Annotated in this window: 26 protein-coding genes, 2 tRNA genes and 2 riboswitches; of the genes, 14 read left to right on the top strand and 14 right to left on the bottom strand. The window is 63.0% G+C overall.

Annotated elements, in window-relative coordinates:
* Nucleotides 1-150 precede the first annotated feature (150 nt).
* Both OB2597_RS01120 and OB2597_RS01115 read left to right on the top strand, forming a co-directional pair.
* Nucleotides 151-226 (top strand) — tRNA-Ile (locus OB2597_RS01120).
* Between the two features lies 1 nt (nucleotide 227).
* Nucleotides 228-314: transfer RNA gene (locus OB2597_RS01115), tRNA-Leu, on the top strand.
* Nucleotides 315-502: 188 nt separating this feature from the next.
* On the opposite strand, the gene OB2597_RS01110 is transcribed toward OB2597_RS01115, so the two are convergent.
* From OB2597_RS01110 to OB2597_RS21165, 4 genes are all read right to left on the bottom strand, one after another.
* Nucleotides 503-1,696, bottom strand: a complete 1,194-nt coding sequence (locus tag OB2597_RS01110; RefSeq protein ID WP_009803661.1) for a patatin-like phospholipase family protein — start codon at nucleotides 1,694-1,696, stop codon at nucleotides 503-505.
* Complete coding sequence (locus OB2597_RS01105) at nucleotides 1,693-3,978, bottom strand: ThiF family adenylyltransferase (protein WP_009803660.1); 2,286 nt, start codon at nucleotides 3,976-3,978, stop codon at nucleotides 1,693-1,695. The genes OB2597_RS01110 and OB2597_RS01105 overlap by 4 nt, the downstream gene beginning before the upstream one ends.
* Nucleotides 3,978-5,108 (bottom strand): ComEC/Rec2 family competence protein, encoded by a 1,131-nt coding sequence (locus OB2597_RS01100; RefSeq protein WP_009803659.1) that lies wholly within the window; start codon nucleotides 5,106-5,108, stop codon nucleotides 3,978-3,980. The genes OB2597_RS01105 and OB2597_RS01100 overlap by 1 nt, the downstream gene beginning before the upstream one ends.
* 69 nt (nucleotides 5,109-5,177) lie before the next feature.
* Complete coding sequence (locus OB2597_RS21165; protein WP_009803658.1) at nucleotides 5,178-5,399, bottom strand: DUF2188 domain-containing protein; 222 nt, start codon at nucleotides 5,397-5,399, stop codon at nucleotides 5,178-5,180.
* A 161-nt stretch (nucleotides 5,400-5,560) separates the two neighbouring features.
* Between OB2597_RS21165 and OB2597_RS01095 the strand changes: the two genes are divergently transcribed.
* The 9 genes from OB2597_RS01095 (at nucleotide 5,561) to panC (ending at nucleotide 14,051) form a co-directional block, all read left to right on the top strand.
* Complete coding sequence (locus tag OB2597_RS01095; RefSeq protein WP_035367104.1) at nucleotides 5,561-5,878, top strand: helix-turn-helix domain-containing protein; 318 nt, start codon at nucleotides 5,561-5,563, stop codon at nucleotides 5,876-5,878.
* Complete coding sequence (locus OB2597_RS20770) at nucleotides 5,879-6,448, top strand: ImmA/IrrE family metallo-endopeptidase (RefSeq protein ID WP_050759169.1); 570 nt, start codon at nucleotides 5,879-5,881, stop codon at nucleotides 6,446-6,448.
* A gap of 623 nt (nucleotides 6,449-7,071) precedes the next feature.
* The gene (locus OB2597_RS01085) at nucleotides 7,072-7,389 is read left to right on the top strand and encodes a Dabb family protein (protein WP_009803655.1); all 318 of its coding nucleotides are present in this window, start codon (nucleotides 7,072-7,074) and stop codon (nucleotides 7,387-7,389) included.
* The gene (locus tag OB2597_RS01080) at nucleotides 7,376-8,557 is read left to right on the top strand and encodes an aminodeoxychorismate synthase component I (protein ID WP_009803654.1); all 1,182 of its coding nucleotides are present in this window, start codon (nucleotides 7,376-7,378) and stop codon (nucleotides 8,555-8,557) included. The genes OB2597_RS01085 and OB2597_RS01080 overlap by 14 nt, the downstream gene beginning before the upstream one ends.
* A 172-nt stretch (nucleotides 8,558-8,729) precedes the next feature.
* Nucleotides 8,730-9,782, top strand: coding sequence for a quinolinate synthase NadA (gene nadA, locus OB2597_RS01075; RefSeq protein WP_009803653.1), 1,053 nt, complete (start codon nucleotides 8,730-8,732; stop codon nucleotides 9,780-9,782).
* Between the two features lie 4 nt (nucleotides 9,783-9,786).
* Nucleotides 9,787-11,358 (top strand): L-aspartate oxidase, encoded by a 1,572-nt coding sequence (locus OB2597_RS01070; RefSeq protein ID WP_009803652.1) that lies wholly within the window; start codon nucleotides 9,787-9,789, stop codon nucleotides 11,356-11,358.
* Nucleotides 11,355-12,215, top strand: coding sequence for a carboxylating nicotinate-nucleotide diphosphorylase (gene nadC, locus OB2597_RS01065; RefSeq protein ID WP_009803651.1), 861 nt, complete (start codon nucleotides 11,355-11,357; stop codon nucleotides 12,213-12,215). Before OB2597_RS01070 ends, nadC begins: the two co-directional genes overlap by 4 nt.
* 124 nt (nucleotides 12,216-12,339) lie before the next feature.
* A complete protein-coding gene (gene panB, locus OB2597_RS01060; protein ID WP_009803650.1) occupies nucleotides 12,340-13,170 on the top strand; it encodes a 3-methyl-2-oxobutanoate hydroxymethyltransferase in 831 nt (276 codons plus the stop codon).
* Entirely contained in the window at nucleotides 13,164-14,051 is an 888-nt protein-coding gene (gene panC / locus OB2597_RS01055) for a pantoate--beta-alanine ligase (RefSeq protein ID WP_009803649.1), read from the top strand. Before panB ends, panC begins: the two co-directional genes overlap by 7 nt.
* A gap of 15 nt (nucleotides 14,052-14,066) precedes the next feature.
* On the opposite strand, the gene OB2597_RS01050 is transcribed toward panC, so the two are convergent.
* Complete coding sequence (locus OB2597_RS01050; protein WP_009803648.1) at nucleotides 14,067-15,218, bottom strand: HPP family protein; 1,152 nt, start codon at nucleotides 15,216-15,218, stop codon at nucleotides 14,067-14,069.
* A 99-nt stretch (nucleotides 15,219-15,317) separates the two neighbouring features.
* A riboswitch (TPP riboswitch) is annotated at nucleotides 15,318-15,434 on the top strand.
* A 34-nt stretch (nucleotides 15,435-15,468) separates the two neighbouring features.
* Here OB2597_RS01050 and OB2597_RS01045 point away from each other — a divergent pair.
* On the top strand, nucleotides 15,469-15,918 hold the full coding sequence (locus OB2597_RS01045) for an NUDIX hydrolase (protein WP_009803647.1): 450 nt from the start codon (nucleotides 15,469-15,471) through the stop codon (nucleotides 15,916-15,918).
* Nucleotides 15,915-16,721, top strand: a complete 807-nt coding sequence (thiD, locus tag OB2597_RS01040) for a bifunctional hydroxymethylpyrimidine kinase/phosphomethylpyrimidine kinase (RefSeq protein ID WP_009803646.1) — start codon at nucleotides 15,915-15,917, stop codon at nucleotides 16,719-16,721. Before OB2597_RS01045 ends, thiD begins: the two co-directional genes overlap by 4 nt.
* Here thiD and thiE read toward each other — a convergent pair.
* The 4 genes from thiE to OB2597_RS01020 form a co-directional block, all read right to left on the bottom strand.
* On the bottom strand, nucleotides 16,710-17,360 hold the full coding sequence (gene thiE / locus OB2597_RS01035) for a thiamine phosphate synthase (RefSeq protein ID WP_040608786.1): 651 nt from the start codon (nucleotides 17,358-17,360) through the stop codon (nucleotides 16,710-16,712). The two genes, thiD and thiE, sit on opposite strands and share 12 nt — an antisense overlap.
* Entirely contained in the window at nucleotides 17,357-18,160 is an 804-nt protein-coding gene (thiM, locus tag OB2597_RS01030) for a hydroxyethylthiazole kinase (RefSeq protein ID WP_009803644.1), read from the bottom strand. Before thiM ends, thiE begins: the two co-directional genes overlap by 4 nt.
* On the bottom strand, nucleotides 18,157-19,971 hold the full coding sequence (thiC, locus tag OB2597_RS01025; protein ID WP_040608785.1) for a phosphomethylpyrimidine synthase ThiC: 1,815 nt from the start codon (nucleotides 19,969-19,971) through the stop codon (nucleotides 18,157-18,159). The genes thiM and thiC overlap by 4 nt, the downstream gene beginning before the upstream one ends.
* Nucleotides 19,972-20,077: 106 nt before the next feature.
* Nucleotides 20,078-20,196: riboswitch (TPP riboswitch) on the bottom strand.
* Between the two features lie 199 nt (nucleotides 20,197-20,395).
* Complete coding sequence (locus tag OB2597_RS01020) at nucleotides 20,396-20,806, bottom strand: HipA domain-containing protein (RefSeq protein ID WP_009803642.1); 411 nt, start codon at nucleotides 20,804-20,806, stop codon at nucleotides 20,396-20,398.
* Between OB2597_RS01020 and OB2597_RS01010 the strand changes: the two genes are divergently transcribed.
* Nucleotides 20,806-21,995 (top strand): IS3-like element ISOba1 family transposase gene (locus OB2597_RS01010; protein ID WP_086000820.1). Its coding sequence is split into 2 segments (ribosomal slippage): nucleotides 20,806-21,058 and nucleotides 21,058-21,995, totalling 1,191 coding nucleotides; the frame shifts between segments, so codons are not numbered across the junction. The two genes, OB2597_RS01020 and OB2597_RS01010, sit on opposite strands and share 1 nt — an antisense overlap.
* 4 nt (nucleotides 21,996-21,999) lie before the next feature.
* Here OB2597_RS01010 and OB2597_RS21715 read toward each other — a convergent pair.
* The 5 genes from OB2597_RS21715 to OB2597_RS00990 form a co-directional block, all read right to left on the bottom strand.
* Nucleotides 22,000-22,614: a hypothetical protein gene (locus OB2597_RS21715; protein WP_148234635.1), complete on the bottom strand. Its 615-nt coding sequence runs from the start codon at nucleotides 22,612-22,614 to the stop codon at nucleotides 22,000-22,002.
* 141 nt (nucleotides 22,615-22,755) lie between these two features.
* Entirely contained in the window at nucleotides 22,756-23,232 is a 477-nt protein-coding gene (locus OB2597_RS01005; RefSeq protein WP_009803641.1) for a hypothetical protein, read from the bottom strand.
* 5 nt (nucleotides 23,233-23,237) lie between these two features.
* Nucleotides 23,238-24,437: a nucleotidyltransferase domain-containing protein gene (locus OB2597_RS01000; protein WP_009803640.1), complete on the bottom strand. Its 1,200-nt coding sequence runs from the start codon at nucleotides 24,435-24,437 to the stop codon at nucleotides 23,238-23,240.
* Entirely contained in the window at nucleotides 24,434-25,420 is a 987-nt protein-coding gene (locus tag OB2597_RS00995) for a CBASS cGAMP-activated phospholipase (protein ID WP_009803639.1), read from the bottom strand. Before OB2597_RS00995 ends, OB2597_RS01000 begins: the two co-directional genes overlap by 4 nt.
* 7 nt (nucleotides 25,421-25,427) lie before the next feature.
* Nucleotides 25,428-25,652 carry a DUF2188 domain-containing protein gene (locus OB2597_RS00990; RefSeq protein ID WP_040608845.1) on the bottom strand — a complete coding sequence of 75 codons (225 nt, stop codon included), beginning with the start codon at nucleotides 25,650-25,652 and terminating at the stop codon, nucleotides 25,428-25,430.
* Nucleotides 25,653-25,698 lie beyond the last annotated feature (46 nt).

Below are 25,698 nucleotides of genomic sequence, written 5' to 3'. Positions count from 1 at the left end.
GGCAAAACCCAAAGCTTGCTTTTACTTTTTCATATCACTGACACGAAATGTCCTTCGGCACCCGTCCAGCGGAAGCCCCGAAATCGCGCCAAGCTGACCCTAAGACCCTTGAGCAAGACACCGAATTCGCTCATTTAGTGATCCCCATGTGCCTCGGTAGCTCAGCGGTTAGAGCTGACCGCTCATAACGGTTAGGTCGCAGGTTCGAATCCTGCCCGAGGCACCACGCGGACATGGTGGAATGGTAGACACCGGAGACTTAAAATCTCCTGCTCGATCGAGCGTGCGGGTTCGAGTCCCCGCTGTCCGCACCACTTTATAGGCCTAACGCCTTCAGCGACTGGAAGCCGGTTTGGTTCCAGGTTTGTCTTCACACCTACACAAAGATTGGTCTCGCGGTTCTACAGCGCCTTACCCCCTCATAAAGACCGGCAGGTAGGCGATTTGCAAAAATGGTCATGACCGACAAGGGGCAACTATCGAGACCATTCTAGAAACAGCATTAGCTCTGCTGCAATTCTCGCACTAGATCGGGCATGTGCTCGGCAATCAAAGCGTATGTCAACTGTTCGCCACGCTTGCTGAGTTTCTCGATCCACTCGTCTGGCATCGCAGAGAAGTCGGTAGGATATCCATGTGCGTCTTCTCGTGATACAAGATCCGATGGCGGAAAGGCGAGGCGGGAGTCATCCTGCCCAAGGAAGGGCATGGCAAACCCCTTGATCTGTCCAGAGGACTTTAAATCGAACAGACGCTTCACTGCCGCGTTCTGAGCCCTATCAAAGATGCAAGTGAACGTGCTTGTAAGCCGCGCCATGAAAAATTGGCTGGGCGGATCAAATCGCAAACCGTAACCCGCGCGGCAGCAGATGATCGTGTCCACGCCAGAAACGTTCAGGCTTACCGAAGAGTCCCGATCAGGCCAAAGCGGCGCAAGGCCCAAATTGTCGTATGCCCCGCCGTCGGTCAGGGTGACGTGCTCCTCGCGCCGCGATCCGTCCGGATTGTTGAAAGCGAGACGTTCATCAAGCGCCGGCAGAAATAGCGGATATGCCGCGGAGGCCATGACTGCGTGCGCTAGAGTCGTCTGTGAACCGGCAAGTTCCCCAAGACGCCACGACCCGGACTTCTCTCGCGAAAAATAGAACGCCGACCCTGTGCGCAAATCTGCAGCATTAATAATCAGAAGTGGGCGCGTCGCGGGCAATTCTCGCAACTTCAGTCCGTGAAAGACATCTTCGTCCAAAGCTCTACGTAGGATCGTCGTCCTGCTCGCGAAACGCGGCAGCGGTGCGCGTAACTTGTCGAAGCTCCAGCGTTTGCGCGCTGTCGGTGGCAGTAGCCGCGAGAGGAGGCGCGGTCCGGTCGCGATCGCCAAGATTGCGAGGTTGATCACCCCAAGAAGGGTAGCACAGTAGACCGCGCGCAGGCCTTCGGTGGTCGTGAACACCTTGCGCAAGGCCGGACGCACCAAGCCGGAGGAAAGCAACGAACGCACCTTCGTCTCGAAGACCGGAAACGGTTTTTCATTGGCCGCATAAAGTGCGCCAATGACGCTTCCCCCCGACACGGTGGAGATGACCCGAACTTCGTCAAGAATTCCCAGATCATGCAAGGCGCGCAGACAGCCTAGGTGGAAGGCGATGGCACGGGATCCACCGCCTGAGAGCGAGAGGCCGATGACGGGCTTACTCATCGAACCGTCCTTTCGGCTAGCGGAGAAGAAGCTTCGCTATGGCGCATAAACACGACAGCGAGTTCGGCCTCCCCAGCAATCAACATCAGGCCGGGCAAGGTATCCATGTCAAATATGGTGGCGAGCCAATTGATCTGGGACAGGTCGGTAACGCTCGGCATCACCCCGACCAGTTGCGGATGTGAATGCCACTCACCGACGTAACGCAGCTGTCCCTGTGTCTCCGCCATAGATCGGTCGATCATCTGTTGGACGCCATCGGTGCCGCGAACGAAGCCGGTTGGCGATCCGATGCTGTCAGCAGGTGCTTTGGCGGCATCGGCAAGGTGTATTTTCCGAGCAGGAATGTCGACGACCCCGAGCAGGATACCTCCCGTCTCGTCCGGCAGGCATTCATCGCGCATGGCCGCGATGCGCGAGCGGAGACCGGCGTCGAGTGAGACCTGCCAGCCATCGACATCGAAACGACGCACATCCTCCGCAGGATAGGAGAAGCTCCTGACTTGGCCCTCCGTACCAAGCGACCAGATCCGGATGATTCCTTCATCAGTGTCGGCGGCCCGTCCCAGACCTTCCGCAACCAGCCCACTTAGGGCCATGACACGCGACTCCGGGATCAGGTTTGTGATGGCACGGCAGGCTCCGGTATAGGCGAATGTCCGCACCGGGGTTTCCAGATGACCCGAGAGAGCCTCCTCCCGGACGACATGCCTCAGATACTGCGCTTCCAGATCGCGTAGCGTGACGCTGCGATCTATCGGTTCGGCCAGCAGAACGGCGGCATCCCCCGCCGGGCTAAAAAAGATGCTGAACCGCCGAGCCTTGGAATTATGGTCAGAGAGGAATCGCTCCGCCAGCAAAGAAGCGGATGCATCCACGATAATGTCGGCGCCATCGAGCGCAGCATTAACGTCGTCATTTTGCTGCCCTTCAACCCCAACCTGGGCGGTTATCGCTGTAGCCACAGAATCTTCATCGTCAAGAATGCTCGCCAACGCCCCGGCGAGCAATTCAGATTTGCGCCTGGTGACGTCGCCACCGAAGCCGACATGGCGAGCAAGGTTGTGTGGAAGCAGGACGTCATCGTCTATCACGGTCCAGCGGAAACGCCCCTCCCGGGTAAGACAAGGGGCGACATGGGCACCGATCGCGCCCCCTCCGACGATCACGGCCTTGCGTGCATCCGGGATGGCGCGGCCCGCAAGCCGGGTCGCAAGGTCTCGGTCAAAGGTTGCGTGGACTTCTACCGGCAGCACGGCCATCGCTATCAGCGCAGCCTGATCCACAGCTCCGGCGGTCAAAGCGGTAACGAAGCCGGCGGCCCCGCCCTGATCCCTGCTTTCGACCTTGTGAGCAATTCCGAGCGCGACCGCGATGTCACCAACCTTCTCAGCAGTGACGAAGGCCCGAAAATCTGTGCCCTGTTTTGTTCCGTCTGGTGAGGTAATCGGCATCTCGACGACCACGGCCAGGCAGGAATTGATCCGCGCCGCATTGGTGCGCGCGTCGTTCAACCATTCAGCGAGGCGCGTACGCAGGTCGGCAAATAGATCGATCCCACGTGCTGTGAGCAAGTCGGCAAGGCTGCCAAGGTTACCTGGCGCGAACGAAAGCCGCACCATCTGCGCCGGAGGCACTCGATATGCAGCCACCGTCAACGGCAAAGCCAGTGAGCACCCCTCCAGCTTGGAAAGCGGGATCACGCGCATCAGCGTGCCCGTGTCGTCAGGGACAGCGACGAGATCCTGTGTGTTGGCGTTATCGATCAACGCACGAGACATGATGATGTTGTAGCCGGTTCCGAACATGAGCGGGTCGACCGGCTGCCGGGCGTCATGCAATGCGCCCTCGGCAGCTCGCCGAAACCAGGCAAGGATACGCTGGACAAGCTCGGCCGGTGTCCATGTGAGGCGCGCTTCCGCCCATCCTCGGTCATCGATACAGATCGCGCGGGGTGATCCTTCGGCAGTGAGGTTTTGGTGGGCAGTGTCGGGAAAATCGCTCCGCAACACGTAGACGAATGGCATCGAATCGCCGCCAGCGAAGCGAACGCCAATTCGTTCTGTGCGCCGGATTGGCACGACGCTTTGCTGCGGCCTGCCGGTCCTGAACGCGAGTTCTACAAGCTCACCGGCCCCTCCCCTACGGAGTGCGACGATGGCAGCGAGTTCGGCGGCATGCCGGTCGACAAACCGTGCAAACGATGCCGCTGCCGAAGAGGTGAGATCATCGACCTCGATCACTTCGTCGAAGGATGCCGTGAGCCAGGCTTCGACGTCCATTAGCCAGCCCTGGGCGACGCCGCCGCGGCGGTTCCAGCAACCATCGGCGCAGCAAGCGCAAGGGCGAAACCAAATGCCGTGATCTTGTATGCGAAGGGCTTAGGGTCACTCTTCGACGGGTGCTCCATCGTCACGATGAATTCGCCGTCGTGCGCCACAGTGATCCGACGGTGATAGTTTGCAGCCTGCCGGTGCGGGGGCTGGACGTCGTCGTCGGCCTTCGACCCTTTGACGGGGATCGGCCAGGACGGAGAGATGATGTCGCTGCCGGGTTGGCGTTGATCCTCGAACAGCCACTTGACGTCGGGGTCAGGGACAGTCTCGTTCGAGCCACGCTCCGGCCCGAGCGACTTGTAGGAGCAATGGTGCGGCAGCTTCATCAGATCCCAAGCGAGCCTGTCCTCATTGCCGTGCTTCCGGCTGACCTGGACGATCGCAGCCAGCGTCTCGTAATTGACGTCTGAGGCGAGAAGCAGTCTCGTCTTCCGGCCGCCCTCGACAAAGGTGGCCTGCATGACGATTGAATCCTCGTTGCGATCAACGACAGTGTTTTCATCCTGTCGCCAGCCGAACGGGCAGTGCACAAAAAACTCTACCTTCTCTGGTCCAGTCAGTGTGTACCCAGGCACCAGTTTGCCAGCATCCACAATCAAGTGCTTGCGGCTTTCAAAGTCGATCCCTTCCGCCTCCATCCAGGCCTTCAGCCGTTCGGGGCGAGAGAACACTCGAATACCCTTGCCCTGACGCAAACGGTACCGTGCCTCCGCACGGACCAACCGCGCATCATCCTTCAAGTTCTCTTCAAGGATTGCCGCTGCAGGGACCCAAAGCTCCCTGATCTTTACGCGACCCTTGCCTTGGTAGAGCGCAGCATGATCCAGCCAGAAGAAGTCACCGAACCCCTTACAGTGATCGGTGTCAGTGTGCGTGATGCAAACCGCATCGAAGTAGTCGCGGCCCGCTTTATCCAAGTCGCGGCGAAGTGTCGTCGGCAAGTCGCAACGCTGGTCATCCTCATCGTCGTCACAACGCATTGCGGCGAAGTCGATCAGGACCTTGCGCCCATCGGCAAGGTCGAGGCGGGCGGTGTCGGCGTTGCCGAGCGGAAAGAAGTTCACCAGAGCCTGCATTTCACTGTCCTCATATTTTCTTGCCCGAGCAGATTGGGCAGTTGTTGACCTCCGGCCCCGCGTTGGAGCCTAGCCTTTCGGCGGATAGGGATCGTTCCCATAAGAATTGGCATCACGGATCTGGCCATTGGGCCGATGGATGACGACCTCGCCTCGCTCACGGATCGCCGTGGTGCGTGCGGCCGCTGTCGCCTCTGCCTGGGTTGCGTGCGTGGATCCTACCCGGGTAGCGCCCTCACGGCGTGCAGCCCAACCATCCCCGTGGGGGACCACATGAATACGCTTTGACATCGAATTCTCCTTATTTTCCTAGCTCGCCTCGATTCGAAACTGTTGACCACGGCCCTGTGGCATGATTCAAGTGTTTCACAGACTGGTATAGGCCAGAAGCCTTACCAAGTAAACAGTCTTCGCACCACTAGTACCAGTCTACGAAACACTAAGGAGGGCACATGAATATCAACGAACTCGCCCCACTAGTCTTAAGGCGACGGGGAAACATGGGGGTCAGGGCTGCCGCAAAGGAGATCGGGATCAGTCCGACCACACTCACGAGGATCGAAAAAGGGCATGTCCCAGACGTGGGCACGCTCAACAAACTCAGCGAATGGTTGGGGGAGGAGCCTTCGAAGTTCACCGGCGTTGGAGACCTTCAAATCGCATTCAAGAACAGGAAAGCCGTCCCGCAAGCGACCGCTCTCGCACTGGCAGAACTCATCACCCAGGCCTCGCGACAATTCGAACAAGACGTCGAGGCTCGAGGACACTAAGTGGCATTCAGACGAGGGTTCAAATCTCAATGTGAGCGGCGATCGGTCGAGTTTCGAAAACAGTTCGGCCTGTCCGATTACGATGCGCTGTCTGCCGACCGTTTGGCGGAGGAGCTTCGAGTCACCGTTTGGTCCACCGATGACGTCGATGGGATATCGGAAAGCGCCAGGTCGGTTCTGAGCGACGAGACAGATCAATCGTGGTCCGCCCTGACGATGAGATTAGGCGCGGCCCATCTTGTCGTCTATAAACCGGTCTCCTCAAAAGGTCGCCGCAACAACGTGGTGATGCACGAGCTGGCGCACATCATCCTGGGTCACGAACTTGCAAAAGCCTGCATCCTGGAGGACGGCTCTCTTGTTCCGGGTAATTTCGATCAAGACCAAGAAGACGAAGCCGACTGGTTGGCCGGAGCCTTGCTGCTGCCCCGGCCGGCCCTTCTGTCTATTCGTCGTCGGCGCCTGTCGGATCGCAACGCTTGCGAGGAACATCTCGTCAGTCCGGAAATGCTGAAGTGGCGGTTTCGGATGACGGGCGTGGATTACCAGCTGTCGCGCCGCCGCACGTAGCACCGACCTCAACGGAAAGGCAGCGTTCCTTGCAAGTCGAGTGGTGGACACGTGCACCCATAGACAAGTGAATGACCGCGCTAGAAGACAAAGGAGAACCCATATCCAAAGTCGAGGACGAATGAAGATTGGTATATTGGCATGGGGTTCTCTCCAGTGGGACCCACGAACTCTTCAGATCAGTGGCGATTTCTTGTCTGGCGGACCGAACTTGCCGATAGAATTTTCCCGCATCTAGGGCAGACCCGGACCGATGCGACGACAAAACCCAAACAGAACGAGCTGAAGTACGCGGACACCAAGGGGAGCAGGCCAGCGCCATTGGGACCACAAAATGTGGCCTGCAGGAACGGATCGTCCTCATATGCATCCTTGCCGAGGTCGACGTTGAAGCCGTGGTCGCGTTTGGGTGCCGTATCGTAGTCGGCACCAGTCTTCTTGAATGGCGCGACGCCGGTCAGAGAAGGACCAGAAGGCAGGCTAGGGTCAGGTGACACACTCCTTTATGACCCAGCACTATCCGGTTGAACGAAGCGATGCAGACCTTAAAACTCGGTCTGCGGACGACTCCGGGCCACGCGTCGGGAGCATCCGCATGTTCTCAGAAACCAACCGGGATTGCCATGATCCGCCACATCGTCTTTTTCACCGCCATCAACGACGACAATATCGAATCCATCCGAAAAGGGCTCCAGATGCTCACCGGCATCCCACATGCCCAGCACCTCGAAATCTCGCTCAATCGGAAGTCAGATCCGAACAGCAAGGAAATCGACGTCGTTGTCTACGGCGAATTCGCCGATGATGCGGCCCTGGCTGCCTACAAGGCGCACGAAACCTACGCGGAATCGATCCGCCGGGTGAAACCCCTGCGCGAACTGCGCTTCGCGGTAGACTACGATCAAGCCCAGGCCTTGACGGCTCCCGATGGACAGGCCTGAAGCAGCCTATCGCGCGGACGGGCCAAGCATTCTGCTGCGCGATGACCTCGCCGGTACCGAGATGCGGTTCGCCACACCACGCGAGGTGATCCGCGCCGACCATCCGGACGAAGTCCAGGCCGCGCTCGACCGGATGGAACGCACACGTGCGGCCGGGAAATGGTGTGCCGGTTACGTGAGCTACGAGGCCGGTTACGCTCTCGAGCCGAACTTGCGTGACATCATGCCCGGAGGCCGCCGCCTGCCGCTCGTGCTCATGGGGGTCTTCAACGCGCCCGAGACTGGATCGGTCGGGACACGGGCAACAGGCAAGGCGACTTTGACGGATGTCCGGCCAGAATGGTCCTTCGAGGATTACAGGTCGCGTTTCGAAAGGGTCCACCGACACCTTCGCACAGGCGATTGCTACCAGGCGAACCTGACTTTCCCGTTCTCCGCGCGATGGTCGGGAGATCCGATAGCGCTGTTCGAAGAAATGACCGCCAGGCAGCCGGTCCGCTATGCTGCCCTGGTCGACTTGGGTGGGCCAATCATCCTCTCACGGTCGCCTGAACTGTTCTTCCAGGTAGACGCGGAAGGCTGGATCGAGACCCATCCGATGAAAGGCACTATCCGGCGGGGATCGACGCCCGAGGCAGACGCCGCCCTTGCCGAGACCTTGCGACAGGACGGGAAAAACCAAGCCGAGAACCTGATGATCGTCGACCTGCTGCGCAACGATATCTCGCGCATCTGCCAACTGGGCACGCTGCATGTACCCGAGCTGTTCCGGATCGAAAGCTATCCCACAGTGCATCAGATGGTCAGCCGCGTTCGGGCTCAGCTGGCACTGGGGACGACCGTCTCCGATACTTTCACTGCGCTCTTTCCCTGCGGCTCGATCACCGGAGCTCCGAAGATCCGTGCGATGCAGATCCTGCGTGCGCTGGAAAGTCGTCCGCGTGACATCTATTGTGGGGCCATTGGGTTCATCGCTCCGTCCGGCGAGATGCGCTTCAATGTTGTCATTCGCACCCTCACACTGCACGCAGGCGGAGAGGCCGTCTTCAACGTAGGCGGCGGCATTGTGTTCGATTCCGAGGTTCGCTCGGAATACGACGAATGCCTGCTGAAAGCCCGCTTCGCCTCTGGACCGGATCCAAAGTCTTGCCTGCGCACCGACGTCTGAGCCCATAATCGTATGACGGTGGCTTTCGGCACATGTTAGCGTGCGTCATTCAAATAAGACACCCGCACACTTGCCCTAAGGTAAGCCGACCCGTAAACACCTCTTAGCCGACGCCCCCCGCGTGCGGTCGCGCCGTCCACGGCGGCCCGAAGTAACCTCAGGAACTCCGCTTTTGCTCGACCAGATCGCGTTGCGCGCCGAACTCGCCGATCACTACGATCTATCTCCGTCCACCGACATCGCCAAGGCAAATGCTGACATCTACGCCCGGATGGACCGTGTCGTGACGCCCCCCGACTGGGCGGTCTACGCGCCGTATGTCGCCGCGATCAACAAGCTGAAGAAGGAACGCAACGCGGTCATCCTGGCCCACAATTACATGACGCCGGAGATCTACCACGGCATCGCGGACGTGGTCGGCGACAGCCTGCAGCTGGCGATCGAGGCGACCAAGGTCGAAGCCGACGTGATCGTGCAATGCGGCGTTCATTTCATGGCCGAGACGTCGAAGATCCTGAACCCGTCCAAGACGGTGCTGATCCCCGACATGGACGCGGGCTGTTCGCTGGCCGAAAGCATAACCCCCGCCGGCATCGCCGAGATGCGGGCGAAATACCCCGGTGCGCCGGTCGTCACCTACGTGAACACCACCGCCGAGGTGAAGGCGGCATCCGATATCTGCTGCACCTCCTCGAACGCGGTGCAGATCGTGCGCGGGCTGGACGCGGACACGGTCATCATGACGCCGGACAAGTACCTGGCGCAGAACATCGCACAGCAGGTGCCGGAAAAGCGGATCGTCTGGTGGGACGGGTCGTGCATCGTGCACGAACAATACACCGCGCGGGACCTGAAGGATTTCCGCGAATGGAACCCCGGCACCCGGATCATCGCGCATCCCGAATGCCCCCCCGACGTGGTGGCCGAGGCCGATTTCTCGGGCTCGACCAGCGGGATCATCGATTACGTCACGCGGGAACGTCCTGAAAAGGCGATGCTGGTGACGGAATGTTCGATGGCCTCGAACATCTCGGACGCGCTGCCGGACGTGGATTTCGTGGGCCCCTGCAACATGTGCCCCTACATGAAGAAGATCACGCTGGAAAAGGTGCTGTGGTCGCTGCACACGATGCAGGGCGCGGTCGAGGTCGACCCGGCGGTGGCCGACCGGGCGCGTATCGCCGTGCAGCGCATGATCGACCTTTCCGCCAAGCTGGCCGGCTGAGGTGATGACCCCAATCGACACGTCCCGTGTCATCATCGTGGGCGCGGGGCTGGCCGCGCAATATGCCGCGCTGCGCCTGGCGCCGCGTCCGGTTCTGATGATCTCGCCCGAGGCTCTGGGCACCGGCGCGTCATCGGCCTGGGCGCAGGGCGGCGTGGCGGCGGCGATGGACCCCGCCGACAGCGCCGCGGCACATGCCCGGGACACGATCAGTGCCGGTGCGGGCACCGTCGATCCACAGGTGGCCCGTACCGTCACCGCCGAGGCCCGGGCGCATATCCTTGACCTCACCGGGCTGGGCACGCCCTTCGACCGGACCGCGGTCGGCGGCTATGTCCTGTCGCGCGAAGCCGCACACAGTTTTGCCCGCGTCGTGCGGGTCCGGGGCGACCAGGCCGGGGCCGAGATCATGCGTGCCCTGACCACGCAGGTGCGCGACGCCGACCACATCCAGGTTCTGGAAGGCGTGATGGCCACCGCGCTGGTCATGGAAAACGGCGTGGCCCGCGGGGTCGAGGTCACATGCTGCACCGACGGCATCACCCGCCCGATTGCGATCCGCGGCGCGGCCGTCCTGCTGGCGGGTGGCGGGTCCGGCGGGCTTTTTGCCCTGACGACCAACCCGCCGCGCATCCGCGGGCAGGTGATCGGCATGGCCGCCCGCGCAGGGGCGCAGATCGCCGATGCGGAATTCGTCCAGTTCCACCCCACGGCCATTGCCGTCGGACAGGACCCTGCCCCCCTGGCGACCGAGGCCCTGCGCGGCGAAGGTGCCGTCCTGGTCAACCGCCACGGCGAACGCTTCATGCTGGCGGCGCATCCCGACGCAGAGCTTGCGCCGCGCGACATCGTGGCCCGTGCCGTCTATGCCCAGACGCAGGCGGGCCTTGCCCCGGCATTGGACACGCGCGCAGCACTTGGCGCGCGCATCCTGACCGATTTCCCTGCCGTGGCCGCCGCCTGCCGGCAGGCCGGGGTCGATCCGGTGAACACCCCGATCCCCGTCGCCGCCGCCGCGCATTACCACATGGGCGGCATTGCGACGGATGCATCGGGACAAAGCAGCCTGCCCGGCCTCTGGGCCTGTGGCGAGGCCGCCTCGACCGGATTGCACGGGGCGAACCGGCTGGCGTCGAACGGGCTGCTGGAGGCGCTGGTCTATGGCCGCCGCTGTGCGCTGGCAATCGACGCGGAACTGCCGCCCGCGACCACCGAAGCCGCGGACGTCACCCTGCCCGAATTGCCTGCCGCCCCCGCCCCCGACCCGGCGCTGGTCGCCCGGCTGCGGCAAGCGATGACAGATGGCGCCGGCGTGATCCGTGATGCCAAGGGGCTGCGGGACACCCTGTCCGCCATCGCCGAAATCGAGGCCGCGCAACCCGATTGCGACGCCCTTCTCAACATGACGGCAACGGCCACGCTGATCGCCGCCGCCGCCCTGTCGCGCCGCGAAAGCCGCGGGGCGCATTTCCGGTCGGATTTTCCCGCCCCCGCGGGTGAGGCCGGTGTGCGCTCCTTCCTGACCCTTGCGCAGGCCGCGGACATCCGCGCCCAGGCCCGAAAGGAACCAGCATGACCCCGAGATCGAACCCCTCTCCCCTGCCCGACCTGATCCTGGAACCGCTGGTCCGCGCCGCGCTGATGGAGGATTTGGGCACCTATGGCGACATCACCACCCGCACGGTCATTCCGGCCGGAACCACTTATGCGGCACGGCTGAACGCCCGTGAACCCGGGGTCGTCTCGGGCCTGCAAATCGCCGCGCTGGCCTTCCGGCTGGTCGATCCCGCGCTGAAAATCACCGCGCACAAGACCGATGGCGACACCATCACACCCGGCGATCTGCTGATGGAGATCACCGGCGACGCGGCTTCGATCCTGTCGGGCGAACGGGTCGCGCTGAACTTTGCCGGGCGCATGTCCGGGATTGCCACGCTGACCGCCGCCTTCGTCGCGGAAACGCGCGGCACCGACACCCGGGTGACCTGCACCCGCAAGACCACGCCGGGGCTGCGGATCGTGGAAAAACAGGCCGTGCTGCATGGCGGCGGGTTCAACCACCGCTTCAGCCTGTCGGACGCGATCCTGATCAAGGACAACCACATCGCCGCCGCCGGCGGCATCCGCCCTGTGCTGCAGTCGGTCAAGGCACAGGCGTCCCACATGATCCGCTGCGAGATTGAGGTTGACCGGCTGGACCAGCTGGCGGAGGTGCTGGACGAGGGCGGCGCGGATGTGGTGCTGCTGGACAATATGGACACGCAAACCCTTGCGAAAGCGGTGGAAATGACCGCCGGACGCATGGTGCTGGAGGCCTCGGGCAACATGAAGCTGGACCGCATCGCCGAGGTCGCGGCGACTGGCGTGGCTTATATTTCATCCGGTGCGCTGACCCATTCGGCGCGGGTGCTGGACTTGGGACTGGACTTCTGAGCCCACAACCGGCCACGCACATATATGACTGCTTCTCATATTCAAACGCAATAATATTACGCTGCACTTGCGAAATAATGTTGAACCGGGTAACCCCACGGAAGCCTGTCTGAGGAGGACCGACATGAGCCAATCCGCCCCGCAACGCAGCCTCACCGCGTCCGACATCCGTGCGCGCAAGGGGGCTGATCCGCTGGTCTGCCTGACCGCCTATACGACCCCCGTGGCACAGCTGGCGGACGCGGACTGCGATCTGGTTCTGGTCGGTGACAGCGTCGGCATGGTGCTGCACGGGCTGCCCTCGACCCTCGGCGTGACGATGGAGATGATGGTGCTGCACGGCCGCGCCGTCGCCCGTGGCCTCAGCCGCGCGCTGATGGTCGTCGACATGCCCTTCGGCAGCTATGAGGAAAGCCCGGCCCAGGCCTTTCGCAATGCCGCCCACCTGATGGCGGAAACCGGGGCCGGCGCGATCAAGCTGGAAGGCGGCGCGCATATGGAAGAGACGGTCCGCTTTATCGTGGATCGCGGCATCCCCGTCATGGCACATATCGGCCTGACGCCACAGGCGGTGAACGCGCTAGGCGGCTATAAGGTGCAGGGGCGCGGCGCGGATGCGGACCGGATCCTGGAAGACGCCCGTGCGGTGACCCGCGCCGGGGCGTTCTCGGTCGTGCTGGAAAAGGTGCCCGCCGCTCTGGCGGATCAGATCACCGCGGGTATCGACATTCCCACGGTCGGCATCGGGGCCTCTTCAGGCTGTGACGGACAGATCCTGGTGATCGACGACATGCTGGGCCTTTTCGATGCCTTCAAGCCGAAGTTCGTCAAGCGCTATGGCGATCTTGCCAGCGACGCCCGCACCGCCATCCGCACCTACGCCCAGGAGGTCCGCGCCCGCAGCTTCCCGGCCCCCGAACATGTCTTTTCGCAGGAGGAACCAGGCACATGTTGATCATCCGCACCAAGGCCGAGCTGCGCGCCATGACCCAAGACTGGCGCCGCGCCGGAGAGAGCATCGGCGTCGTGCCGACCATGGGCGCGCTGCACGCCGGTCACCTCAGCCTTGTCGACCGCGCCTGCGCCGAAAACGACCGGGTGATCGTGACGCTGTTCGTGAACCCCAAGCAGTTCAACAACCCCGAGGATCTGGCGAAATACCCCAGGACCGAGGACAGCGATGCAGAAAAGCTGACGCCCTATGGCGCGGATATCCTCTATGTGCCCGATGGCGCGCAGATGTACCCCGAAGGCTTCGCCACGACCGTGTCGGTGACCGGCGTCAGCGAAGGCCTGTGTGGCGGGGCGCGGCCGGGGCATTTCGACGGGGTGGCCACGGTGGTGACCAAGCTGTTCCTGCAAACCGACGCCGACCGGGCATATTTCGGGGAAAAGGATTACCAGCAGCTGCAGGTGGTGACCCGCCTGGCCGAGGATCTGGACCTGAAGACCGAGATTGTCGGCTGTCCGACCATTCGCGAGGAAGACGGCCTCGCCATGTCCTCGCGCAACCTCCGGCTCGCCAAAGGGCCACGCGAAATTGCGCCGGTGATCGCCCAGGTCCTGGACGACGCCGCGCGTGTCATCTCCCGCGGCGGACAAGTTGCGCAGGCCCTCGATAATGCCAGGGCGGCGCTGCTCTCTGCAGGGTTCGACACGATCGACTACCTGGAGTTGCGCAGCGACCCCGACCTCAAGCTGATGACCAGGGCAGACCGCCCCGGTCGCCTTTTCCTGGCCGCCTGGCTCGATGGCGTGCGCCTGATCGACAATGTCCCTGTCGCGGGTCTCGCAAGCGTCCCGACTCCCGAAGATCACCCGCTCGAACCGGCCTGACCGGGCCGCCGCCTCTCAGCCCTGTGCCCGCAGCCCGGACCGCGCGAGGGCGGCGATCAGATCCGTCCTGGTGACGATGCCGACGATCCGGCCGTTTTCGAGGACCGGCACCGCATCGACATCACCATCGGCCATCATCGGCAGGAGCACCCCGACCGGAGTCGCCGGTACCGCCCGAGGCCCGGCGACGCTCATGATATCCTTGGCTCGGACCGGCTGCGTGCGATCCTGGTCGATCAGGCGCCGAAACGCCGCGAGATAGCCACGGTCGAGCCGAAGCGCATCCTCGCGCGCTCGGTCGATCAGGTGCATCTGGAAGATCACGCCAAGATAACGCCCCTCGACCCCGGTCACCGGAAGCGATGTGAAGCGATGATGTCTGAACAGGTCCGCAATCTTTGACAGCGGAGTGTCCGGGCCAATGGTCACCAGATTACGCGACATGACGTCGGTCGCCAGAAGCGGACCTGTCCGGTGCGCGGCGGCCTGCAACTCGGCCGCGCCGATCAATCGCGCCAGATCCTCGACACCCAGGTTGAACGACTGGCGATAGCGATCCAGAAGCTCCGTCAGTTCTTCTCGGGACAGCCCGATGCGCTTGGCGGGATCGGGATCTTCGGTGCGGTGGCGACTTGGCTCATCGAACTGGCGGAATGGATATCTGCGCCCCGTGAGCCGCGCGTAGATCGCAGCACAGACGACCAGCGCGAGGGTGCCCGTGGCGACGGGCGCGATCGCGAACCAGAATCCAAGTCGCTCGACCGCCTCCGGGCTCATCGCCGCTGTCATGGCGACCGCACCCGCCGGGGGATGGATCGCGCGACACAGGATGCCGACCGTAATCGTCAGCCCGACCGCAAGGGCGATCCGCAGGACAGGGTCAGCGACCACGGAACAGACCGCCACACCGACCAGTGCCGCAAGAGTGTTGCCCACCACCGCCGACCACGGCTGCGCCAACGGGCTGTTGGGCACTGCGAACAGCAGGACCGACGTCGCACCGAACGGGGCAATCAGGTAAAGGCCAAGCGTCAGGTCGACCACGGGCGACAACAGGAATGCGCCCGTCACCCCAAGCCCGATCAGGGCGCCGATCCCGGCGCGAAGGGCTTCGGCTGGCGAGGGGCGGCCAATAACCGGGCCAAGCGAACGGAACAGGGACTCCATGACTGCTGCCTTGTCTGTTTTGCCCAAAGTTTCAGCAAGCGACGGCAGGCGCAAGCACATCCGCCCGGCATTGAACCGGGCGCTCAGCCTGATAAGCTGCCCCTCACCTAGGGGTGTCCCGCCAAGGGGCTGAGATATCGCTGGCAGATGCAGCGCGGTGACCCTTTGAACCTGATCCGGATCATGCCGGCGAAGGGACAGGATCGCGCAGACCTCTTGCCCTTGCCGGCCTCAGCATGACGAGGCCGACTTGCCACATCAACCGACAGATCCGCGCCCGATCGCGGCGACCATCGCCGTTCTTGTCCGCGACAGCCAGGTGCTGCTTGTGCGCCGGGCCAATCCGCCCGATGCGGGCCTCTGGGGTTTTCCCGGCGGAAAGGTGCATCAGGGCGAACCCCTGTTCGACGCCGCCATCCGCGAGTTGGCAGAGGAAACCGGCGTCGCCGCGGACCCGCTGCGCGTGATCACCGCCCTCGACGCCTTCGACCACGACCCCGCAGGCGTGCTGCGCCGACATTTCATCCTGGTCGCCGTCCTGTGCCGCTGGACCGCCGGAGACCCGGTTGCCGCAGATGACGCGCTCGAGGCCCGCTGGATCGAGATCGCGGCGCTGAAGGAAGGTCACCTCGCGCTCAGCCGCGACGTGGCCGAGCTTGCGGGTCACGCGGCCGCCCTGATGGCAGAGGTGTCGGCATGATCGCCAATGTCCTCACCATTGCAGGCACCGACCCATCAGGCGGCGCGGGCATCCAGGCCGATATCAAGACCTTCTCTGCACTTGGCGCCTATGCCTGTTCGGTCGTCACCGCCGTGGTGGCGCAGAACACCTGCGGCGTGCGGTCCTTTCAGGCCCTGGACCCCGCCTTCGTGGCCGACCAGATCGACGCGGTCTTCGACGACGTGCGGATCGACGCCGTCAAGATCGGGATGATCGCCAACGCGGGCATCGCGCAGGCCGTGGCCGACCGGCTGTTGCATCATGGGGCGCGCAACATCGTGCTCGACCCGGTGATGGTGGCGAAAAGCGGCCATGCGCTGCTGGACCCCAAGGCCGTTTCGGCGGTGCGCGAGCGGCTTGTCCCGCTGGCCGCCGTCATCACGCCCAACCTGCCCGAGGCCGCCGTCCTGCTGGATCGCCCCGACGACTGGAGCGCCCCGACCATGCGCGCCGCCCTGCCCGCGCTGATGGCGCTCGGGTCCGGCTACGTGCTGCTCAAGGGCGGGCATCTGCCGGGCGAGGACAGCACAGATCTTCTGGCCGGCCCCGAGGGCACGCAGGCCTTCCGCGCGCCACGCATCACCACGACCAGCGATCACGGCACGGGCTGCACCCTGTCCTCGGCCATTGCGGCGCTGCTGCCACATCACCCGATGCCCGAGGCCGTGGCCCGCGCCAAGGCCTATCTCCACGCGGCGCTGGCCCATGGCGACCAGCTGGACGTCGGCCATGGCCATGGGCCGGTGCATCATTTCCACGCGCTCTGGGGCTCAGCGCCCTAGCGCGTCGATCTCCTGCCGCAACGCGCGGGCGGCGACCTCGGGGTCGGGCTGGCCGCAGATGGCCGAAACCACCGCGACGCCCCGCGCGCCCGTCTTCAGGACCGCGCCCACGTGCTGCGCCTTCAGCCCGCCGATGGCCACCGCAGGCACCGGGCTGGCCGCAACCTGCGCCGCCAGCCCCTCGAAACCCACGGGGGTCTTGTGATCCAGCTTGGAGAGCGTGGCAAAGACCGGCCCGGCCCCGATATAATCGACCTGGCCAGCGTCCACCGATGCCGCCAGTGCAGGCGTCTCGACCGAGAGGCCCAGCACCATGCCCGCACCGATCCGGGCGCGGGCCTCGGCCACCGCCATGTCACCCTGCCCGATGTGCAGCCCATCCGCGCCGATGGCGACGGCGGCCTCGACGTCATCGTTCACGATCAGCGCCGCCCCGGTGCCCGCCAGCACGGCCTTCAGCGCAAGCCCCGTCTCGATCATCCGCGCGGTGTCGGCCATCTTGTCCCGCAGTTGCACGACCATGGCGCCCCCCGCCACGGCGGCGCGGGCCGTTTCGACGATGCCGACCCCGGCGCAGAGGCCGGGATCGAGCACGAGGTAGAGCGACAGGTCAGGACAATGCCTTGTGGTGCGCCTCACGCCGGCACCGCCGCATCGTGGATCGCCCCCCGTGACAGGTCCGCCGGGGTGACCGCCGCCAGCGCGTCGAGGAACCGTGGCGCAAAGCTGCCCGGCCCCGAGGCGCCCTCATCCGCCTTCGCCCCCGCAACGGCGAAATGCGCCAGCGCAGCGACGGCGGCGTCGAAGGCGTCTTCGGCCACCGCAGCATAGGCCCCGCAGAGACAGGTGAGCGAACAGCCAAGCGCGGTGTTCATCGGCATGAAGGGCGAGCCTCCCTCAATCCGCACTGCCCGCTCTCCGTCGGTCACGTAGTCCACCTCGCCCGTCACGGCGACCACGGCACCGCTGCTGCGCGCCAGCCGACGCGCGCCCTCTTCCGCTGCCGCGACCGGATCGCGCCCGTCGACGCCCTGCCCCCTGCTCGCCTCTCCGGCCAGCGACAGGATTTCCGAGGCATTGCCCCGGATGATCGTCGGGCCTTCGGCAACCAGCGCCTGCACCACCGCGCGGCGATAGGCCGTCGCCTGGCAGGCCACCGGATCCAGCACCCAGGGCCGCCCCGCACCTCGCGCGCCCCGGATCGCAGCGTGCATTCCGGCGACGAAGGGCGGCGACAGGGTGCCGATGTTCACGGTCACGGCTCCGGCAATCCCGGCGAATTCCTCGGCCTCCTCGACGTCGGAAACCATGGCGGGGCTGGCCCCCGCAGCCAGCATCACGTTTGCCGCGATGTTCATGGCGACGTAGTTGGTGATGCACTGCACCAGCGGCGGCGTGGCGCGCAGCGCGGTCAGAAGGGTGTCCGGTGCATGGCTCATGCCTTGTCCTCCAGCGGGATGTACAGGTCTCCGCCTTGGCGGAACTTCTCGGCCATGCGGGCCATGCCGTCCTTCTGCGCCTCGGCGCGGATGTCGTGGCTGATGCGCATCGAACAGAACTTCGGCCCGCACATCGAACAGAAATGCGCGACCTTGTGGGCCTCTTTCGGCAGGGTCTCGTCGTGCATCGACCGGGCGGTTTCGGGATCGAGCGAGAGGTTGAACTGATCTTCCCAACGGAATTCGAACCGCGCGCGGCTGAGCGCATCGTCGCGGATCTGCGCCGCCGGATGGCCCTTGGCCAGATCCGCCGCATGGGCCGCGATCTTGTAGGTGATGACGCCGACCTTCACATCGTCGCGGTCGGGCAACCCGAGGTGTTCCTTGGGCGTCACGTAGCAGAGCATCGCCGTGCCGAACCAGCCGATCATCGCCGCGCCGATCCCGCTGGTGATATGGTCATAGCCCGGCGCGATGTCCGTGGTGAGCGGCCCGAGCGTATAGAACGGCGCCTCGCCGCAGGTGGCGAGTTGCTTGTCCATATTGGCCTTGATCTTGTGCATGGGCACATGGCCCGGCCCTTCGATCATGACCTGGCAGTCGCGCGCCCAGGCGATCTGCGTCAGCTCGCCCAGAGTCTCAAGTTCGGCAAACTGCGCCTTGTCATTGGCATCCGCGATTGATCCCGGCCGCAGCCCGTCACCGAGGCTGAAGGACACGTCATAGGCGCGCGCGATCTCGCAGATCTCGTCGAAATGCTCGTAGAGGAAGCTTTCGCGGTGATGGTGCAGGCACCACTTGGCCATGATAGACCCGCCGCGCGACACGATCCCGGTCACCCGGTTCACCGTCATCGGGATCATGTGCAGCCGCACACCCGCATGGATGGTAAAGTAATCCACCCCCTGCTCGGCCTGTTCGATCAGCGTGTCGCGAAAGACCTCCCAACTCAGGTCCTCGGCGATGCCGCCGACCTTTTCCAGCGCCTGATAGAGCGGCACGGTCCCGATCGGCACAGGGCTGTTGCGGATGATCCAGTCGCGGATGTTGTGGATGTTGCGGCCCGTCGACAGGTCCATGACCGTGTCGGCCCCCCATCTGGTGGCCCAGACCATCTTTTCCACTTCCTCGGCCATCGAGGAGGTCACCGCCGAATTGCCGATGTTGGCGTTGATCTTCACAAGGAAGTTCCGACCGATCGCCATCGGCTCGGCCTCGGGGTGGTTGATGTTGGCGGGGATGATCGCGCGGCCACGGGCGATTTCATCACGCACGAATTCCGGCGTGATGACATCCGGGATCGCCACGCCAAAGCTTTCGCCGTCGCGCGGCAATGTCTGTGCATGGGCCTCTGCCTGCGCCTTGCGCCCGAGGTTTTCGCGGATCGCGACGAACTCCATCTCGGGTGTGACGATGCCCGCGCGGGCATAGGCCATCTGGGTGACGGCCCGTCCTTGCGTGGCGCGGCGCGGCGCGTTGCGGACGGGGAATTCGGGCGTCAGCCGCGCGCCTTCGGCAAAGCCGTTGTCCGCGGGGGTCACATGCCGACCTGCGTAGGTTTCGGTATCGCCGCGGGCCGCAATCCAGTCCTCGCGCAGGCGCGGCAGGCCCCGGTCGATGGCGATCTGCGCATCCGGGTCCGTATAGGGACCCGAACTGTCATAGACGGTGACGGGCGGTTCCCCGGCCGTGGGGTGCAGGTCGATCTCGCGCATGGGGACGCGGATATCGGGGTGACGGGTGCCCGCGTGCCAGACGCGGCGCGAGGCGGGCAAAGGGCCCGTGGTGACGGTTGGAGTCAGGTCTTTCATCGGTCAGAGCCTCCGGTGCTCAAAGCGTAGGAGACCCAGTTCCGCGTCGAATGGGATTGCCGGTGTGGGGTATGTGCCCCCGGGCCACGGATATGTGGTCGGGGCCCGCGCGGCCAGTGCACCATCCCTACGCCAGTATGAACTGGATCAGGTTCATCGGGTCACTGCGCTGCACGGATGCCAGCAGTATCTCAGCCTCTTGTCGAGACCCCCCGGGTGAGTGCCTGCAGGCTGTTCTGGGCGCGCGCAAATGTCAACGCATGATAAGAGGGGCCATTATCGTGACCGGTACGCGGCGAGCGACGCAGTGCTCAAAACGAGCTCAGAGTGAGCCGGACACCGATGATATCGCGCGGCAACTGCGCGCGATGGACAAAAATGTCCACGACTGATCCCAATGCAAACAGTGTCAGGCAACCCTGCGCTACTTGTCACGCAAATTCATGCGAAACGTTCTCTCGATGCGGCTCACATCAGAATGCGCGACACCCGCCCGTTCAGCGAACTCGTGCCACTGCGCGACTGCGCTCACGATTTCCTCAATAGCTTGGTTCGCCCTGTTGGATTTCAACCCCACGTTCGAAGCAAAAACCATGAGGTCGCCATGGGTGAAATCGTTTCGCTTTCCGGCCAGGCTCATTTGATGGTCGCGCGTCCATGAGCCAGAGGGATTGTAGGAATAGGCCACGTCATAGGCTGGGGACAGTCGCCAAGTGCCGGACCGGTCCATGAGGAAGGAGATGTTCTTGACGTGGTCATCTTGGTTGCGAGTGACCTGCCACGGGATTTTTCCTCCACCGTCGATTAGAGTCCGGCCTATCTTGAGGACGGACAATGAAGCGAACGAGATTCACGGACGAACAGATCATCGGCATCCTGAGCGAGCACGAGGCTGGTGCGAAGTGCGCTGACCTGTGCCGCAAGCACGGCATGTCCGAAGGCACCTTCTACAACTGGAAGGCCAAGTTCGGCGGCATGACGGTGTCAGAGGCCAAGCGGCTGAAGGCGCTGGAGGATGAGAACGCGAAGCTGAAGAAGCTGCTGGCCGAGCAAATGCTGGATCTGGCTGCGATGAAGGATCTGGTTTCAAAAAAGTGGTAGGGCCCGCCGTGAAGCGTGAAGCCGTCGCGTATCTTCGGGCCGAGCATGGCCTGTCGGAGCGGCGGGCCTGCCATATCGTCGGCGCGGATCGAACGATGATACGCTACCGATCTCGGCGTGCCCCGGACACGGTTCTGCGCGGTCGGTTGCGGGACCTGGCCCACGAGCGGCGGCGGTTCGGTTACCGACGCCTGTTCGTCCTGCTGCGCCGCGAGGGTGAGCCCTCGGGGATCAACCGGATCTATCGGCTCTACCGCGAGGAGGGGCTGACGGTGCGCAAGCGGAAGGCCCGGCGCAAGGCTGTCGGGACGCGAGCCCCGATCCTGGTCGAGGCGCGGCCCAATGCGCGCTGGTCGCTGGATTTCGTCCATGACCAATTCGCCAATGGCCAGCGCTTCCGGGTTCTCAACGTGGTCGACGACGTCACCCGTGAATGTCTCGCGGCAATACCGGACACCTCGATATCGGGGCGCCGCGTGGCACGTGAACTGACGGCCCTGATCGAACGCCGTGGCAAACCAGGAATGATTGTCAGCGACAACGGCACGGAACTGACCTCCAACGCCATCCTGCGGTGGTGTTCCGAGCACCGGATCGAATGGCACTACATCGCGCCAGGCAAGCCGATGCAGAACGGCTTCGTAGAGAGTTTCAACGGCCGGATGCGGGATGAACTGCTCAACGAGACCATGTTCCGGAACTTGGCCCACGCGCGGATCGTGATTGCCGCTTGGGCTGCCGACTACAATACAGAACGCCCGCATTCGGCCTTGGACTACCAGACCCCGGCTGACTACGCACGGGCCCTGACCACCGCAATCGCCCGCCCCGCTGCGCGAGATGAAAGCTCCGCGCGTCGGGCGATTGCTAAACCTGCGCCGATCGGCGTAAACACCAACCGGGCTCCGGTCGCGGCTGGATGAAAGTTCAGTGGCAGGTCAAAAAGTCCTCGGAAACACCATAGTATCCAAATGGGAACTCCTCGTAGCGACCCACTCGCTTTCCCCCGATTGCCGGATACTCAATCAAACAAAGAACGTAGTCATCTGTGTCATCAGCGAGCGGTCGCGACATGAGCGACTTGATCATGTCTCTTTGCAATTGACTTAGTGCAGGTTCTCGCTTGGGGTAAACAAATGCCTGGTAGATAACTCCTTCGCGCTTACAGGCAAAGTCTGGAGCGATCGTAGCTTTAGTATTCGCATCCACTTGAAAATGCCGTGGGCCGGACTCGACAAACTCCGACCCTCTCAAATCCATATGCTTGTCAATGAACGCAAGAAGGCTTGTCTTTGCAGCGGCCTCTCCAACGCCTTCCAAGCTTCTGAGATGAGACATTGCCTGGTCGAATGAAGCACCTTTCAAAACATGCACAACTACACGGTAGAAGTCGTCATAGTTCCAACGCCCTCCATCGGCGGCGTCATAGTCTGCGATCTTTCCCGCAATGAGATCTCTGTTTTGGGGTGTATTGGGCGGGTGAATTCTAGGATTGAATAGCACCAGTCCCCTCAGAAAATCTGTCTTTTGTTTCTGGGGCACAATTCGGACCTTTCCTAGCTCTGTTCCATCATGGTGTCGGCTGAAGTAAATTGAAATGGGCATCATGCACCCAAGAAGGCTGCGTCGATACTTTACTCGGGGTGTCTCCGAACCGACCCGAGAACGATGATCATACGAAACTCAATGCATTCGGCGCAGGCTGCGGCGCAACGCGCGGTTGCCCTCGTCCGGGTCATCCTCTCCAGGGTGTTTTCCCCCGCCCTTCCAGTCGTCCGACACGAGCCATTCCTCAAAATAGATCAGCCATAGGTAGGTCCAGGGGATGATGGTGAGGTCCAGACGCTTACCGGCGTCCCATTGTCCGGTCCCGGGCAGATAGAGACAGAGCCGATCCGGGTCATGGTAGATATGAGGCAGGTCGCGCCCACCGGCGAGCAACCTCAAATCAGGATCTACGACCCGAACTTCCGGCGTCCCGTCCCTCTCCAGGACAAGAGTGACCTGATACGACCGGGAAAGGGGCGTTGGTTGAGCCCGAAATCGCCACTCCAAACGGCCGGGCCCGAGCACACCTTCGCCGGAGATCGTCTTCGACCTCTGAAGGAACAGGTACTGCTGGGGCAGTGACAGTCGGTTTCTCGTGATCGATCCCGCCATCGCACCTAGTCCCCGAAAAACTCGTTCCTGGGAACGGGCGTCGACGCGGCCGATTTTTGGGTGGTCAGGCCAACACCTGCGCCAAGCACGAGTGCCCCCGTCTTTCGCCCCTCGTTCAGCGCATCCATCCGCCGGTTCATGGTCCGGGCAACAAGTTTGTCGCCCAGGCTGTCCTTCATGGAACCTACAATCGCGTCGAGGCCAACGAGGTCACGCAGGGATTCGAAATCCGCAAGCGCCTTGCCGTGCCATTTGTAGAAAGCCTCTACCCGCGCGGGTTCTTCATTCCAACGCTCGGCAAAATTTTCGCCTTCGGTGGTTTCGTTCCAGACCGCGTAGATCTGGCGGCCGTTGACGAGGGGGCGCTCGATGAAGATCGGCATCAGGCGGATCGTGTCGATCAACACCTGGAGCTCGTCTGCGAAAACGTGGCGCCTGACGCACATTTCATAGGATCGCATGGCCAGGGTCGTGATGATGATCGAGATCGGCGCGATTTCTTCCTGAACATGCAGGAATTCCAGATCCCGGTGACGCTTCAGGAGCTGCACGGTCCGCCGCAGAATGCCCTTGACGGACTGACGGACTGGGAAGGGCTCGGTCGTGGCCGCATCGCGCTGCGCCGCGATGATCGACTGCGTCATCCTCGGAATCAGGGCCGCCCGTTCGTCGAAGAGGGCCCGATAGGCCCGGGGATTCGTCGCGTGCCAATCCCGTAGCTTGCGATCGGGCACCAGCTCACCGCCGTTCACGCAGTTCGGATTGGCAATGGTCGGGGAGATGTCGAGGTGAAAGTCACCGGCGTAGTTCAGGCGCCAGCAGCGCTTCTTTTCTTCCAGGATCGACGCGTAGTAGGCATGTTCGCGCAAGCGCTTGCCGATTGAAGCCTTCAGGCGCGCCGGTGCGATTTCCGGGCCGAGGCCGAGGATGAAGCTGATCAGGTCGACATCGAACTCATCGCGTCCGATCGGTTTGATCGAGGTGCCGAGTGCGCCAGAGCCGTGCAGGTAGACATGAAGGGAAGCAAGCATCGGGTCACTCGATCCGGCCAACCAGTCCGCGACCGCTTCGTAGCTGGTGCGGGCCTTCTCGAACTGGGTCTGGGTCCATTCCAGCTCCTGGCAGATTTCATCAAGGATCGTGAAGACCTGCGCCCGCCGCTGAATGGCGGTATCGGTGAGAGGGTGCGAGAAGATCTGGTTCATGCCGCGTTCCGTTCGAGTTGATGCACGGGCACGAACGGCTCGGCAGGTTGCTGGAAGAAGATAGGGGTCAGTGTGGGGCTCGCGTGCCGGGCACTCGAGGCGCCAAGCCCCTTGAGTCTCTGAATCTTGGTGGTGTCATCGAGGGAAAAGAAACCCTCCGGCACGCTCGGCGAGTACCGGTAAACAGCCGTCCGGTCGTGCGGATCGCCTGTCAGATGACGGGCAATGCCGAGCGCTCCGCGGGATTGACCGTCCATGAGAAGGCTGAGGGCCTTCAACCCGAGTCCGGCTTTGCCGGGAGACTCGGGGAGCATGTAGACCTCGTCGACACAGCCGAGGCTCAGAATGTGCAGGTCCTGCGGAGACCAGCCGAGCATCGAGATCGCTTCGACGGTCGCGACGCCCACCGGATTGTTGCACCAGGTGCCGCCATCGAGAAGCCCGACATCATCCACTGTCTTGTGGCGCGCGAAATAGGTCGGTGCGGCCGACGTCGCCATCGCGGCATCGAGGGCCGGCTTCCTGTAATCCTTGGTGAGCCGCGGATGATGTGACGTCTTGTAGATGTAGACGCTGCGCTGATCGGCATCCCAGGCCGGGATGAGCAACCGGGTCTCCGCTTCGCCGATGAGCTTGTCACCGAGGACGGCGCGGAGCTCGTCCCGAAGCGTGGATGCCTCGTGCTTGGGCTTGACCAAGTGACGCAGGGCGGCACGCACGTCCCGAGCTTTTTGTCCCAGCCAACTCTTGTCTCCGGCTTGCCCGAAGATCGTCGGCCCGCGATTTTCGTAGAGTTCGAGGAGGGTTTTGGCCGGGATGCCGAGGGCAAGGCCGATCGCGAGAATACCCCCGGTTGACGTTCCCGCAATCAGGTCGAAGTAGCGGCCAATCGGTTCATCAAGGTCTTCCTCCAAACCCGCCAGAAATGCCGCCGGCTGGGTGCCTTTGATGCCGCCACCATCGATGCACAGGATACGTCTCATGATCCACTTAGCCTTCCGGGGGATAGGGGTCTTTGCCGTAGGTGTTGCGCTCACGGATGCGACCGTTGGTTCCGTGGACGAGCATTTCCGAGCCCTGATTGCGGGCGATGTCACGCGCCTGGGTAATCGCGGATTGTTGCGTCGGGTGGATGGCCGTTGCCTTCGCGTTTCCGGCGCCTTTCACGGCCCAACCGTCCTTGTGGGGAACAACATGCTGATTTTTCTTGGTCATTTTGATCTCCAAGTGCCCTTTTTTCTTGACGATTCGTCAATCATGT

This window comes from Pseudooceanicola batsensis HTCC2597 (genome assembly GCF_000152725.1).
Lineage (GTDB): Bacteria > Pseudomonadota > Alphaproteobacteria > Rhodobacterales > Rhodobacteraceae > Pseudooceanicola > Pseudooceanicola batsensis.
The sequence above is the reverse complement of the archived record's forward strand: the minus strand, read 5'-3'. Positions and strand labels throughout refer to the sequence as shown.

What these genes read in the sequence shown, in the direction of transcription:
- OB2597_RS01110 (WP_009803661.1), bottom strand. Translation starts at nt 1,696, where the DNA reads ATGAGTAAGCCCGTCATCGGCCTCTCGCTCTCAGGCGGTGGATCCCGT.
- OB2597_RS01105 (WP_009803660.1), bottom strand. Translation starts at nt 3,978, where the DNA reads ATGGACGTCGAAGCCTGGCTCACGGCATCCTTCGACGAAGTGATCGAG.
- OB2597_RS01100 (WP_009803659.1), bottom strand. Translation starts at nt 5,108, where the DNA reads ATGCAGGCTCTGGTGAACTTCTTTCCGCTCGGCAACGCCGACACCGCC.
- OB2597_RS21165 (WP_009803658.1), bottom strand. Translation starts at nt 5,399, where the DNA reads ATGTCAAAGCGTATTCATGTGGTCCCCCACGGGGATGGTTGGGCTGCA.
- OB2597_RS01095 (WP_035367104.1), top strand. Translation starts at nt 5,561, where the DNA reads ATGAATATCAACGAACTCGCCCCACTAGTCTTAAGGCGACGGGGAAAC.
- OB2597_RS01085 (WP_009803655.1), top strand. Translation starts at nt 7,072, where the DNA reads ATGATCCGCCACATCGTCTTTTTCACCGCCATCAACGACGACAATATC.
- OB2597_RS01080 (WP_009803654.1), top strand. Translation starts at nt 7,376, where the DNA reads ATGGACAGGCCTGAAGCAGCCTATCGCGCGGACGGGCCAAGCATTCTG.
- OB2597_RS01070 (WP_009803652.1), top strand. Translation starts at nt 9,787, where the DNA reads ATGACCCCAATCGACACGTCCCGTGTCATCATCGTGGGCGCGGGGCTG.
- nadC (WP_009803651.1), top strand. Translation starts at nt 11,355, where the DNA reads ATGACCCCGAGATCGAACCCCTCTCCCCTGCCCGACCTGATCCTGGAA.
- panB (WP_009803650.1), top strand. Translation starts at nt 12,340, where the DNA reads ATGAGCCAATCCGCCCCGCAACGCAGCCTCACCGCGTCCGACATCCGT.
- panC (WP_009803649.1), top strand. Translation starts at nt 13,164, where the DNA reads ATGTTGATCATCCGCACCAAGGCCGAGCTGCGCGCCATGACCCAAGAC.
- OB2597_RS01050 (WP_009803648.1), bottom strand. Translation starts at nt 15,218, where the DNA reads ATGGAGTCCCTGTTCCGTTCGCTTGGCCCGGTTATTGGCCGCCCCTCG.
- thiD (WP_009803646.1), top strand. Translation starts at nt 15,915, where the DNA reads ATGATCGCCAATGTCCTCACCATTGCAGGCACCGACCCATCAGGCGGC.
- thiM (WP_009803644.1), bottom strand. Translation starts at nt 18,160, where the DNA reads ATGAGCCATGCACCGGACACCCTTCTGACCGCGCTGCGCGCCACGCCG.
- thiC (WP_040608785.1), bottom strand. Translation starts at nt 19,971, where the DNA reads ATGAAAGACCTGACTCCAACCGTCACCACGGGCCCTTTGCCCGCCTCG.
- OB2597_RS01005 (WP_009803641.1), bottom strand. Translation starts at nt 23,232, where the DNA reads ATGGCGGGATCGATCACGAGAAACCGACTGTCACTGCCCCAGCAGTAC.
- OB2597_RS01000 (WP_009803640.1), bottom strand. Translation starts at nt 24,437, where the DNA reads ATGAACCAGATCTTCTCGCACCCTCTCACCGATACCGCCATTCAGCGG.
- OB2597_RS00995 (WP_009803639.1), bottom strand. Translation starts at nt 25,420, where the DNA reads ATGAGACGTATCCTGTGCATCGATGGTGGCGGCATCAAAGGCACCCAG.
- OB2597_RS00990 (WP_040608845.1), bottom strand. Translation starts at nt 25,652, where the DNA reads ATGACCAAGAAAAATCAGCATGTTGTTCCCCACAAGGACGGTTGGGCC.